The sequence below is a fragment of the Streptomyces sp. NPDC056503 genome (assembly GCF_042794995.1).
GTDB lineage: Bacteria > Actinomycetota > Actinomycetes > Streptomycetales > Streptomycetaceae > Streptomyces.
In genome coordinates this window covers 22,634-34,345 of record NZ_JBHTST010000049.1, presented here as the reverse complement: position 1 = coordinate 34,345, position 11,712 = coordinate 22,634, and the positions used below count along the sequence as shown (strand labels likewise).

The window sequence follows — 11,712 nt, the reverse complement described above, 5'->3', positions numbered from 1 at the left end:
GGAAGGGGGGACGGACGAGCCGTCGTCGACCGGGAGGGCGGCGGGCCGCCGCGCGCGTCCCGAGGCGGCCGAACGGCACCCTCCTGACCGCCCGTCACCCCCGCTTCGCCACCCTGGTGCCGGCCTCCGCGCTCCGTCCGGACGGGCGGGTGGGGCCGCGGCCGAGCGGTGCCGGCCACCCGCGTCCGCCGATCCCGCGCGACGACAGGGCGGTCGTCGCCCTCACCGCGCCGTACGCCGTCCGTCCGTCCACCGGCCCCTGACGGCCCGCGGCCCGCACGTCTTCACGTCTTCACGGTCTTCACGAAACTCCGACACCACCGGCGCATCCGTCTCGCCGGCGCGAGGTGTAACAGGGGCGGGACGGGTCAAGCGGACACCGCACCCCTCGCCGAACGTCCCCTCAGCCGGAGGACCTCATGCCCCAGCACCGCGTCGCGCCGCTCCCCGCACCGCGCGTCCTCGCGCAGCCCGTGTCCATGGAACTGCTCGGCCCGGACGTGGCCGTCCGGATCGACACCACCGTCAGCTACACCTCCCGCGACCCCCACGCGCTGAGCATCGCCTTCCACCTCCCCGGCGAGGACTCCGTGGTGTGGCGGCTCGACCGCGCGATGGTCCTGACCGGAGCCCTGGAGTCCGTCGGCGAGGGAGAGGTCCACCTGCGGCCCGCCCTCGACGGCCGGCTCCTCCTGCGGCTCGGGGACGTCACGCACCGCGTCACGGTCCGGTGCGACCAGGAGGTGCTCGCCCGCCTGGTGCGCGACACGTTCGTCCTGGTGCCGCAGGGCACGGAGGAACGCCACATCGACTGGGGCCCCCTGCTCGCCTCCCTCGGGCACTGAGGGGTGGTGCGCGAGGCCGCCGTACGGGGACGCGTGCCGCACGCGTCCCCGTACGGCTCCGGGCGGCCCGCCCGCGCGTACGCCGCTCAGTCCGGCCGGCCGGACGGGGACGGCCGGAAGCAGGCGGTGACGTCCTTGCCCCGCGGACAGGGATGGGTCCGCACCTCGTCGGCGAGGGCGTCGACCAGGAACAGGCCGCGCCCGCCCAGGGCACCGTCGTCGGGGCTGCGTTGCTCGGGAATCCGGGGCGACCCGTCGTGCACGGTGACGTGCAGACACCGCTCGTCCCACGTGAGGATGAGCTGTGCGTCGCTGTGGGCGTGCACGTGGGCGTTGGTGACCAGCTCGGAGACGGCCAGCACCACGGAGTCCGCCACGTCGGGCGAGGTCCGGTCCCAGCCGAGGGTCGCGAGGTGCCCGCGCGTCCAGTCCCGCGCCGTCTTCACACTGCTGCCGAGGGGCAGCGACCGCGCCCATCCGACCGCTCTCATCGAGGGATCCTGCGTCATGACTCTCCTTCCGACGACCACATCGCACGTTCCGTCTGCCCGGCGATCGGGGGAAGAACCCGGCGACCGGCCCCCGGCGGCCCCGACGGGCCTTCCGGACCCGGCGGCTGAGGGCCCCTCAGCCCCGCGCCGCACCGGCGGGAAGACCGTCGGTGTGAAGCGGAGAGCTCGGGGTAGGCGACGAGCCACAGGGCCACGCGTCCCGGAACGGGATACACGTGAAAGGGGAATGGTGTGACGGTCACCACGATGACGGCAACGGGGATCGAGGCCGGAACGGGAACGCTGCCGGTGATCCCGGACACGTCGGCGGTCGCACCCAGGGACGCGCGGGCCCTGTCGAAGGTCTTCTTCCAGGAGCTCACGGTGCTGGAGGAGGGGACCCACGCGTACCAGTACGCGCGCAACACCCTCATCGAGATGAACATGAGCCTGGTCCGCTACGCCGCGGGCAGGTTCCGCCACCGCGCCGACGAGATGGAGGACATCGTCCAGGTCGGCATGATCGGCCTGATCAAGGCGATCGACCGCTTCGAGCTCTCGCGGGAGGTCGAGTTCACCACCTTCGCCGTGCCCTACATCGTCGGCGAGATCAAGAGGTTCTTCCGGGACACCTCGTGGGCGGTGCACGTGCCCCGCCGGCTCCAGGAGGCCCGGGTGGAACTGGCCAAGGCGACCGAGGAACTGAGCACGCGCCTCGGCCGGACGCCGACGGTCAAGGAGCTCGCCGAACTCATGAGCCTCACCGAGGCGGAGGTCACCGAGGCCCGGCTGGCCTCCAACGGCTACAACTCCTCGTCGCTCGACGCCGCGCTCGGCGGCGAGGACGAGGACGGCGACGCCTCGCTGGCCGACTTCATCGGCAGCGAGGACCCCGCGATGGCGCTGGTGGACGACTTCCAGTCGCTGGCCCCGCTCATCGCCGACCTCGACGAGCGCGATCGGCGGATCATCCACCTGCGGTTCGTCGAGGAACTCACCCAGGCCGAGATCGGGGAACGCCTCGGCTGCTCCCAGATGCACGTCTCGCGCCTGCTCGCGCGCACCATGAAGCGCCTGCGCGCGGGCCTGCTGGAAAGCGGCTGAGCGGGCCCGCCGGCCGGCCGCCCGCCCGTCCACCGGCGCGGGCCGGGCAGCCGCGGAGGCGGTTTCGGGCCTAATGTCGGTCGTATGAGCGATGACGGCCCCGCGACCGGCGGAGAGGCGTCCCTGGAGCGGACGCTCAGCGCGGCGGTGCAGCGCACGGGAGCGCTGGCGGCGGGCGTGTACCTGCTCGCGCCGCACGAGCCGGTGCTGCACCTGGCCGCGGTGTGCGGGATGCCGGCCAGAGCGGTGGCGCCGTGGTGGCGGGTGGCGGTGTCCGCGGCCGGACCGCTGTCGGAGGCCGTGCGGGAGGACCACCTCGTGTGGGTGGGGCGGCAGGAGGACATGGCCCGGCTGTATCCCAACGCCGCGGCGGGCCTTCCGTACCAGTTCGCGCTGGCGTTCGCGCCCCTGCGCGGGGCCCGCCGCTGGGGGGCGCTGGCGCTCGTCTGGCCCAAGAGCCATCCGCCCTCGCTCACCCGGCGCGAACGCGGCGCCGTCCTGGCGAGCGCGAGCGGCGTCACCCGGATCCTGGACGAGGAGCCCGGCTCCCGGGGCATCCCCGACGAGCCGCGCGCGGTCCCCCTGCTCCACACCGGTCCGGACCCGGCGCAGACCGGGATGGCCGCCGACGACCTGCTGAGCCGGCTGCCCGTCGGCGCGCTCGGCATCGACCTCCAGGGCCGCGTCACCTACGTCAACGACGCGGCCGCCCGGCTGCTCGGCCGCAGTGCCGACAGCCTCCTCGGCACCCTGCCCTGGCAGTCGGTGCCCTGGCTCGACTCCCCGGTGCACGAGGACCGGTACCGCACCGCCGTGCTCAGCCGCGAGCCGGTCGCCTACACGGCGACGGGGCCGCCCGACCGCCGGTACGACATCTGGCTGTACCCCGGCGACAGCGGCATGAGCGCCTTCATCTCGCCGAGCGCGCGCGAGTCGTCCGCCGACGCTCCGCCGCCCCGCGTCGCCGCCGCCCCGGAGGGCTCGGCGGACACGGTCGGCGCGGGCCGGATCCACCAGCTGATGCACCTGTCCGCCGCGCTGAGCCAGACCGTCACGGTGTCCGACGTCATCGGCACCGTGGCCGACCAGATCCTCCCCGCCTTCGGGGCCCAGGGCATGGTCGTCTCCGCCGCCGACGCCGGCCGCCTCAGGATCATCGGGCACCGCGGCTACGACCCTCGGACCGTGGCACGCCTGGACGGCCTGCCGATCGACACCGCGGTCGCCCCCGTGGGCCACGTCCTGCGCAGCGGCGTGCCCGCCTTCTACGCCGACCGCGCCGAGATGGTCCGCGCCCACCCGCGCGCCCCCCTGGTCAGCGACAAGAAGGCCTGGGCGTTCCTGCCCCTGGTGGTCGCCGAGCGCCGGGTGGGCTGCTGCATCCTGTCCTACGACGACGAGCACCCCTTCAGCGCGGGCGACCGCGCCGTGCTCGTGTCCCTGGCCGGGCTCATCGCCCAGTCCATGGACCGGGCGCTGCTGTACGACGCCAAGCACGATCTGGCCCACGGCCTCCAGCAGGCGCTCCTCCCCGGGACCCTCCCGCGCGTCCCCCGGCTGGCCGTCGCCGCCCGCTACCTCCCGGCCGCCCACGGCATCGACGTCGGCGGGGACTTCTACGACCTGATCCGCCTCGACGACACGGCCGCCGCCGCGGTCATCGGTGACGTGCAGGGCCACAACATCAACGCCGCCGCCCTCATGGGCCAGGTCCGCACCGCCGTCCACGCCACCGCCGGCTCCCGTCCCGGCGACGTCCTGGCCCGTACCAACCGCGTCCTGATGGACCTCGAAACCGACCTCTTCGTGTCCTGCCTGTACCTTCACATCGACCTCGCGGAGCGGAGCCTCCGGCTGGCCAGCGCGGGACACCTGCCGCCGCTGCTGCGCGGTCCCGCCGGCGTGCCGCGCACCGCCCCGCTCGCCGTGGACCCCGGCCCGCTGCTCGGCATCCGGCCGTGCGCCGAGGCCGACTACCCCGTCACCACCGCCGACCTTCCCCCGGGGTCCCTGCTCGCGCTCTACACCGACGGGCTGGTGGAGAGCCCCGGCACGGACATCACCGACGCCCTCGCCGACCTCGCCCACCACCTGGACCGGGTGGGGGACCGGTCCCTCGACGCGGTCGCCGACACGGTCCTCCGGCACGCGGCTCCCCCGCACCGCCACACGGACGACATCGCCCTGTTCCTCCTGCGCAGCCGGTAGCCGGGGCGGGGAGGCTCACCCGTAGGCGACCGTCACCCGCTCGAAGCCCAGGCCGCGCAGGAGTCCCTCCAGCATCGCGGTGGTGTTCCGCTCCGCCCGGGACGTCAGGTCGGACTCGCGTGCGGCGTCGCCGATCCGCCGGGCCGCGAGGACGTTCACGGCCTGCTCGCCGGCGGGGTTGTCCGAGAAGAGGTCGCCCAGCCGGTCGAGCAGTCCGCGCTGCTTGGAGACGGCGTACGAGCGCTCCGGATCGAGCGCCGCGGCGGCCAGCCGGGCGTGCGGCAGACGGAGCGTGGCCCCGGTCCGGTCGGCGTCGACGGTCACGGCGTCGTCCCCGAGGCCGCCCAGGTCGACGTAGGCGCCGACGCTGCCGCTGGCCACGTACAGGGTGCGGGTGCCGCGGATCGCGTCGGGCAGGAACCGCGCGTCGTGCTCCAGGTCGACCACCACCTGGTAGGTCCCCGCCGCGCCCTCGTACCGGCTCAGGTCCTGGACGGACTTCAGGACGGCGGGACCGGAGCGGTCCTTCACGTCGGTGCCGAAGACGTCCAGACCGGGGAGCCTGAGGAACTGGCCGATCAGGATGAGGGCGACGGCGAGCGCGAGCAGGGCGACGGTGACGAGGCGCCACCTCGCTCCGGAGCGCTGCCGCGCCGGGCTGGGCGATGCGGGTCTGTTCTCGGTGTCCACTCCCATGGCCGCCGGGTGCCCGGCTCCGCGCGTCTCAATCCCAACTCTCGCCGGAATCAAGCCCATTGGTACCCAGGAGGCGGGTGTGGCGGAGGAGGGGGCCCGGTGGACCGCACGGCATGCGGCCGCCCCGGCGCGGGTACGCGGGGTCCGTTCACGGAGGATCGTCCAGGGGAGGAACGGGCACATGGCCGGATGGAGAGCGTGGGGCGGACGGGCCGGAGCGGCGGGCGGCGGGACGGCGGCCCCCGCCGGGCCCCGGGACGAGCCGGGCGGGGGAACGGAGACCGCCGGTGCCGGCGGCCCGGCCGGAAGGGGAGGGGACGGGGACGGGCCGACGGGGAGCCGGCCGGGCCGGGAGGCGCCGGACACCCGGGCGCCGCGGGCGAAGGGGAGGCCGCGAGCGACGGCGGCGACCCCGGTCCGTCGCGGGCCGGGGCGGTTCGTGCGGGCGCTGGTCGCCCTGGCGGCCCTCGCGGGCATGGTGGCGTTCGCCGTGGTCCTGGCCCGGCTGACCCTGGCGGCCTCACCGGCCTCCGTACCCCTCACCCACAGCAACCTGACCCCGGGTCGGTCCATCGGGAGCTACCTCGGCCGGCCCGGCTTCGTGGACACCGTCAAGCAGCTCGGGGGGAACGTCCTCCTCGGCGTCCCCTTCGGGATCCTGCTGCCGCTGCTGTCCCGCAGGGCCCGCGGCTTCCTCCGTGTCGCGGCGGTCACCGCGGCCACCATGCTGCTCGTGGAGCTGGTGCAGGGCGCGCTCGTCACGGGCCGCGCCTTCGACATCGACGACGTCCTCCTCAACACGACGGGAGCGCTCCTCGGCTACGTGATCGCCGGCCGGCGACTGGGCCGTGCCGTCCATCCCCGCACCCGGCCCCGCTGGTGGCGCCGGCGCGCGGGCGACCCGACCGGGTGAGCCGACCGGGTGAGCCCGGAAGTGCCGGCCCGCGGGACCGGCCGTCGCGGGACCGGCCGTCGCGGGGCCGGGCGGCGTAGGACCGGGCGGCGCGGGTACGCGCGCCGACATGGCCGAACGGAGCATCCCCGAACGGCGGGCGCCGGAGCGACGGACCCCGCACCCCGCACCGTCCGACACCGAGGTGGCCGGACCGGGCCCCGCCGTCGAGGCGCGCGCCCCGGACTCGCCGGCCGACCTCCCCGGGGCCTCGTGGTCCGCGGTCCTCAAGGGGGCGGTGCGCGAGTTCACGGACGACGAGCTCGTGGACCGGGCCGCGGCGCTGACGTACTACGGCGTGCTGTCGCTCTTCCCCGGGCTGCTCGCCCTCGTCTCGCTGCTCGGGATCAGCGGGCGGCGGACCACCGACAGAGTGCTGGAGAGCCTGCTCGAACCGGCGCCGGGACCCGCCCGCGACGTCCTGGAACAGGCGATGGCGTCCCTGCGGGACAACGCCGCCACGGGGGCCACGATGGCCGTGGTCGGCCTCGTGCTCGCGCTCTGGTCGTCCTCCGGCTACGTCGGCGCCTTCATGCGCGCCGCCAACCGCGTCCACGACGTGCCCGAGGGGCGTCCCGTGTGGAAACTGCTGCCGATCCGGCTCGGCATGACGGTGGCGCTGACGGTGATGGCCGCCGTCGGCGCCCTGCTGCTCGTGCTCAGCGGGGACGTGGCGCGCCGGTCCGGTGACCTGCTGGGCGTCGGCGACACCGCCCTGACGGTCTGGTCGGTGGCCAAGTGGCCCGCCCTCCTCTTGCTCGCCGTGGTCATGATCGCCCTGCTGTACTGGGCGAGCCCGAACGCGAAGGGCCGGGGGTGGCGGTGGATCACGCCCGGCAGCGTGCTCGCCCTGCTGATCTGGCTGGCGGCCTCGGCGGGCTTCGCCGTGTACGTGGCCGAGTTCGCCTCGTACAACCGGGTCTACGGCACCATGGCCGGCGTCGTCGTGTTCCTCGTGTGGCTGTGGATCGGCAACCTGGCCGTGCTGCTGGGCCTGGAGTTCGACGCCGAGCTGCTGCGCCGTCGCGCGGTGGCGGGAGGCATGCCGCCGGACCGGGAGCCGTACGTCGAACCCCGCGACACGCGCGCGTGGAGCGAGGAGGAGCGGCGCGGGGCCGGCCTGCCGGGCGAGGAGGGGCGCCGTCAGGGCGGGTGAGGGGGGCGCGGGCGCTGCTGTGGCGCCGCGCGGGGACGGTACCGAGAATGGGAGGACCGGACGGCGTGGAGTGCGAGGACCCGGGTGATCGCGTATGTGTAGATGGCTCGCGTACTGGGGGACACCGGTGCTGCTCGAAACGATCCTGTACCGGCCGGAGCACTCCCTCATCGACCAGAGCCTGCACTCCAAACTCGGAGTGGAGACCACCAACGGCGACGGGTTCGGCGTCGGCTGGTACTCGGATCACAACGACACCCCGGCGCTCCTCCGCGAGGTCGGGCCCGCCTGGAGCAACCGCAACCTGCGCGAGCTGGCGGACCACGTCAGGTCCCCGCTGTTCTTCGCGCACATCCGGGCGTCGACCGGGACGGCGGTGCAGCAGTCGAACTGCCACCCGTTCCGGCGCGGCCGCTGGATGTTCATGCACAACGGCGCCATCGCCGGGTTCCCGCGCCTGCGCCGCGACCTGACCATGCTCGTCGACCCCGCGCTCTACGCGGACATCGAGGGCACGACGGACTCCGAGGTCATGTTCTACCTGGCCCTCACCTACGGTCTCGACGAGGACCCGCCCGCGGCCGTCGCCAGGATGGCGGGCGTCGTGGAACGGGTCGGCCGTGAGCACGGGGTGGAGCACCCCCTCCAGATGACCCTCGCGCTCACCGACGGCGAGCGCGTCTGGGCCTTCCGCTACTCCAGCGCCCGGGCCTCCCGCTCGCTGTTCTACAGCAGCCGGGTGGAGGCCCTGCGCCGGCTCCACCCCGACGTCGAGTTCCTGCGGGGCATCTCCGGAGAGACCCGGCTCATCGTCTCCGAACCCCTCGGGGACCTGCCCGGTGCCTGGAACGAGGTGCCGGAGAACAGCTACGGCGTGGTGCAGCCGGGCGTCGACGAACTCCACCGCTTCGCCCCCGCGGCGGCCTGACCACGTCCGCACCGCGGCCTGACCACGTCCGCACCGTGTCCGGACCAGGTCCGGACCGCCCGGAGGACCGGCGTGACGCGGTGGTCCACGGCGGCCTCCGGCCCGCGCGGAACCGGTGCCCCCCGGTGGTTCCGGCGGCCCCGTGAAGAAAGGGGGGTTTGACGGCGCCGGATCGGCGCAGGCGGAACCCACGAACCCATCGGGCGAAGAATCGGAGGCTCACCATGGGCATCATCGCGTGGATCCTCATCGGCCTGCTGGCCGGCGCGATCGCGAAGGCCCTCATGCCGGGCAGCGACCCGGGCGGCGTCATCGTCACCATGCTCCTCGGCATCGCCGGCGGTCTGCTCGGCGGCTGGCTCGGCAAGGTGGTCTTCGGAGTCGACTCCATCGACGGCTTCTTCGACCTCTCCACCTGGATCGCGGCCGTCGTCGGCTCGATGATCCTCCTCGGCCTCCACCGCCTCGTCACCGGCGGCCGCCACCGCCACGCCTGACCCCCGGCCCGCGCCGACGCCGGGCGGAGGGACCCGCCTCCGCCCGGCGCCCGCCGGAGTGGCGGGCGTGGAGGCGGGGAAAAGGGGCAGAGGTGGGGGACGAAGACGACGATTCGAACCACAGGCGGGCGGCGACGTGCGAAGCGTAGGCATGGAAGAGGAGCTGCTGCTCGTGGACGCGGAGAGCGGTGCCCCGCTCGCGGTCTCCGGGGCGATGCTGGCGGCGGCGGAGCGCTCCGCCTGGCAACGCCCCGACACGAACGGACGACAGGACCACGAGTTCGAGAAGGAACTCCAGAAGGAGCAGGTGGAGTTCGCCACCAAGCCGGTCACGGAGATGGGCGAGCTCCAGGAGGAGATCGTCCGCATCCGGGGCGAGGCCGCCCGCCACGCGGCGAGCGCCGGAGCCGTCGTGGCCGCGGTCGCGACGTCCCCGCTGGCCGTCCGGCCCTCGCTGAGCGTCGGGCGGCGCTACCGGTGGCTGGGCGAGCAGTTCGGGCTGACCGCGCAGGAACAGCTGACCTGCGGGTGCCACGTCCACGTGTCGGTCGCGTCGGACGAGGAGGGCGTCGCGGTCCTGGACCGCGTCAGGCCCTGGCTGGCCGTCCTGACGGCGATGAGCGCGAACTCGCCCTTCTGGCAGGGCACGGACACCGGCTACGCCAGCTACCGCAGCCGGGTGTGGAACCGGTGGCCCTCCGCCGGACCGGTCGACGTCTTCGGCTCCGCCGACCGCTACCACACGCTGGTCCGCGAGATGATCGACACGGGGGTGCTCCGCGACGAGGGAATGATCTACTTCGACGCCCGGTTGTCGGCGACCTACCCCACCGTGGAGGTCCGGGTCGCCGACGTCTGCCTGGACGCCTGCACGCCGGTCCTGCTCGCCGCCCTCGTCCGCGGACTGGTCGAGACGGCGTCCCGCGACTGGCAGGACGGACGGCCTCCGGACAGGGTCTGCACCAGTCTGCTGCGACTGGCCTCGTGGCGGGCCGGCCGCTCCGGCCTCGACGGGCCCCTCCTGCACCCCGGGACCATGCGGGAGACCTCCGCCGAGGACGCCGTCGACGTCCTGTACCAGCACGTGCGCGAGGCGTTGAAGGACTTCGGCGACGAGGAGCGGGTCCGGGAGGGCATCGCCCGCCTGCACGAACGCGGAAACGGAGCCCGCACCCAGCGTCGGCTGCACGCCGACGGGAACGGTCTCGCCTCCGTCGTCACCCGGTGCGCGGAGCTGACGGTCACCCCATGAAGGCGCTCCCCCCTGACGACGGCCTCGTCAGGGCGGTCCCCTGACGGCGGCCTCCTGAGGGCGGTCACCTCGGGCTGAAGGCGAAACCGCTGCGGGGGAGGGTGGGGATGCGGGACAGGGGGATGCTGAGGTCCTGGTCGGGGACGTCGTAGTCGAGCCGCGCCAGCTCCGTCGCGAGGACCGCGAGCGCGGTGACGGTGATGTCCTCGCCCGGGCAGCGGTGGCCGCGGGCCGGGTCCCCGCCGCCCTGCGGGACGAGCTCCTCCAGCGGCCGCCGCGTCCGGTCGCCGCTGCCGAACCGGTGCGGGTCGAACCGGTAGGGGTGTTCCCACAGGGACGGGTCGTGGTTCTGCCCGTACAGGTCGAGCAGGACCAGGGTGTCCCGGGGAACGCCCTTCCCGTGCCAGGTCAGGTCCCGCGCGGCGACACCCGCCACGAAGGGCGCGAAGGGGTAGAAGCGCCGCACCTCGTGGGCGAAGGCCTCGGCGTAGGACCCTCCGGGGGCGGCGCGCAGGAGGGCGCGGTCCTGGGGCCACCGGTGCAGCGCGTGCGCGGCGAAGGTGGCGAACCAGGCGATGGCGACCGTGGGCCGGATGACGTTCAGCAGCTCGACCGCGGCGGTACGGGGGTCCAGAAGGGTCCCGTCCGGGTCGCGGTGCCAGGCCACCGTCTCCAGCGCCGAACCCCCGGCGCCCGGCTCCGGCGCCCGGCGCACCTCGGTGATCAGGTCGGCGAGGGCGTGCTCCTGGCGGTGCCGGGCACGGCGGGCGCGCAGATGGCGGGGGCCGGGGCCGGCGAAGCCGTCGACCATGGCCGTGCAGTCGTGGGCCAGGTCGGCGGCCGCCGCGTCGGAGAGCGGCACGCCCGCCCAGTCGCGGACGGCGAGCGCGAGGACCCTGGCGGCCTCGTCGAAGAGGACCAGAGGGTCCCGGCGGCGATCGGCCATCGCCTCGCGCCAGCGCCGGGCGATGTGCCGGCCGAGCGCGGCGACCCCGGCGCCGTCCTTGAGGAGGGCGAGGAACATCGCCTTGCGCGCCCGGTGCGCGTCCCCGTCGAGGGCGTGCACGGCGCCGTGGCCGAAGAGCGTGTCCAGGACGGGGTCGGGCAGCGCGGAGGCGCGTACGACGTGCCGCTCGTCGTAGAAGAAGGCGACCGCCTCCGGCCCGCGCAGGGCGATGGCGGGCCGGCCGAGCAAGCGGGTCCTGACCGTGCCGTCGGGGCTGGCGCGCATCCGGTTGGGCAGCCACGCGTAGCCGTGGGCCAGGAGCCCGAGCGTGCTGTCGTGCCACGGGGCGGCGGAATCCATGGTGGGGGGCATGGGGCGCGCGTACCCGGTGGGGCGGGAGGCACGCGCGCGCCGGCCCGACGTCACCCGTGCGGGGCCGCACGTGGCGGTGCGCCCGCTGCCGTCCGCCGCCGGACCGCTGCCGGACGCTGCCGGACGCCGCCGGACCACCGCCGGACGCCGCCGGCCGCGTGCGAAGCCGCCGTCCGGCCCCCGCGCCGCCGTCCGGCCTTCCGGCCCGTCCTTCACGGGAGGCCCCGTCCTTCACGGCAGGATCCGTATCGGCCGGCGGTCCCGG

Annotated in this window: 11 protein-coding genes; 8 read left to right on the top strand and 3 right to left on the bottom strand. The window is 74.7% G+C overall.

The window, feature by feature from the left end; translation table 11 throughout:
- The first annotated feature begins 419 nt into the window (after window positions 1-419).
- Complete coding sequence (locus ACFQ8C_RS17155) at window positions 420-845, top strand: SsgA family sporulation/cell division regulator (protein ID WP_383457775.1); 426 nt, start codon at window positions 420-422, stop codon at window positions 843-845.
- Between the two features lie 86 nt (window positions 846-931).
- Here the strand turns inward: ACFQ8C_RS17155 and ACFQ8C_RS17150 are convergent, their stop codons facing one another.
- Complete coding sequence (locus tag ACFQ8C_RS17150; protein ID WP_383457773.1) at window positions 932-1,354, bottom strand: ATP-binding protein; 423 nt, start codon at window positions 1,352-1,354, stop codon at window positions 932-934.
- A 234-nt stretch (window positions 1,355-1,588) separates the two neighbouring features.
- Between ACFQ8C_RS17150 and ACFQ8C_RS17145 the strand changes: the two genes are divergently transcribed.
- Both ACFQ8C_RS17145 and ACFQ8C_RS17140 read left to right on the top strand, forming a co-directional pair.
- Window positions 1,589-2,440, top strand: coding sequence for an RNA polymerase sigma factor SigF (locus ACFQ8C_RS17145; protein ID WP_383457770.1), 852 nt, complete (start codon window positions 1,589-1,591; stop codon window positions 2,438-2,440).
- An 84-nt stretch (window positions 2,441-2,524) separates the two neighbouring features.
- The gene (locus ACFQ8C_RS17140; RefSeq protein ID WP_383457768.1) at window positions 2,525-4,648 is read left to right on the top strand and encodes a SpoIIE family protein phosphatase; all 2,124 of its coding nucleotides are present in this window, start codon (window positions 2,525-2,527) and stop codon (window positions 4,646-4,648) included.
- Between the two features lie 15 nt (window positions 4,649-4,663).
- Here ACFQ8C_RS17140 and ACFQ8C_RS17135 read toward each other — a convergent pair whose 3' ends face one another.
- Window positions 4,664-5,344, bottom strand: coding sequence for a DUF4230 domain-containing protein (locus ACFQ8C_RS17135; RefSeq protein WP_383457765.1), 681 nt, complete (start codon window positions 5,342-5,344; stop codon window positions 4,664-4,666).
- A gap of 439 nt (window positions 5,345-5,783) precedes the next feature.
- Between ACFQ8C_RS17135 and ACFQ8C_RS17130 the strand changes: the two genes are divergently transcribed.
- The 5 genes from ACFQ8C_RS17130 (at window position 5,784) to ACFQ8C_RS17110 (ending at window position 10,129) form a co-directional block, all read left to right on the top strand.
- On the top strand, window positions 5,784-6,257 hold the full coding sequence (locus ACFQ8C_RS17130; protein WP_383457764.1) for a VanZ family protein: 474 nt from the start codon (window positions 5,784-5,786) through the stop codon (window positions 6,255-6,257).
- 109 nt (window positions 6,258-6,366) lie between these two features.
- Window positions 6,367-7,452 (top strand): YihY/virulence factor BrkB family protein, encoded by a 1,086-nt coding sequence (locus ACFQ8C_RS17125; RefSeq protein WP_383457761.1) that lies wholly within the window; start codon window positions 6,367-6,369, stop codon window positions 7,450-7,452.
- A 94-nt stretch (window positions 7,453-7,546) separates the two neighbouring features.
- Window positions 7,547-8,380: a class II glutamine amidotransferase gene (locus ACFQ8C_RS17120; RefSeq protein ID WP_383457759.1), complete on the top strand. Its 834-nt coding sequence runs from the start codon at window positions 7,547-7,549 to the stop codon at window positions 8,378-8,380.
- 224 nt (window positions 8,381-8,604) lie between these two features.
- A complete protein-coding gene (locus tag ACFQ8C_RS17115; protein ID WP_383457757.1) occupies window positions 8,605-8,877 on the top strand; it encodes a GlsB/YeaQ/YmgE family stress response membrane protein in 273 nt (90 codons plus the stop codon).
- A gap of 136 nt (window positions 8,878-9,013) precedes the next feature.
- Window positions 9,014-10,129, top strand: coding sequence for a glutamate--cysteine ligase (locus tag ACFQ8C_RS17110; RefSeq protein ID WP_383457756.1), 1,116 nt, complete (start codon window positions 9,014-9,016; stop codon window positions 10,127-10,129).
- A gap of 64 nt (window positions 10,130-10,193) precedes the next feature.
- Here ACFQ8C_RS17110 and ACFQ8C_RS17105 read toward each other — a convergent pair whose 3' ends face one another.
- Entirely contained in the window at window positions 10,194-11,447 is a 1,254-nt protein-coding gene (locus tag ACFQ8C_RS17105; RefSeq protein ID WP_383457753.1) for a cytochrome P450, read from the bottom strand.
- Between the last annotated feature and the right edge of the window lie 265 nt (window positions 11,448-11,712).

Excerpts from the sequence above, each read along its gene's own strand:
- ACFQ8C_RS17150 (WP_383457773.1), bottom strand. The coding sequence starts at position 1,354 with ATGACGCAGGATCCCTCGATGAGAGCGGTCGGATGGGCGCGGTCGCTG.
- ACFQ8C_RS17155 (WP_383457775.1), top strand. The coding sequence starts at position 420 with ATGCCCCAGCACCGCGTCGCGCCGCTCCCCGCACCGCGCGTCCTCGCG.
- ACFQ8C_RS17125 (WP_383457761.1), top strand. The coding sequence starts at position 6,367 with ATGGCCGAACGGAGCATCCCCGAACGGCGGGCGCCGGAGCGACGGACC.
- ACFQ8C_RS17120 (WP_383457759.1), top strand. The coding sequence starts at position 7,547 with ATGTGTAGATGGCTCGCGTACTGGGGGACACCGGTGCTGCTCGAAACG.
- ACFQ8C_RS17115 (WP_383457757.1), top strand. The coding sequence starts at position 8,605 with ATGGGCATCATCGCGTGGATCCTCATCGGCCTGCTGGCCGGCGCGATC.
- ACFQ8C_RS17105 (WP_383457753.1), bottom strand. The coding sequence starts at position 11,447 with ATGCCCCCCACCATGGATTCCGCCGCCCCGTGGCACGACAGCACGCTC.
- ACFQ8C_RS17135 (WP_383457765.1), bottom strand. The coding sequence starts at position 5,344 with ATGGGAGTGGACACCGAGAACAGACCCGCATCGCCCAGCCCGGCGCGG.
- ACFQ8C_RS17140 (WP_383457768.1), top strand. The coding sequence starts at position 2,525 with ATGAGCGATGACGGCCCCGCGACCGGCGGAGAGGCGTCCCTGGAGCGG.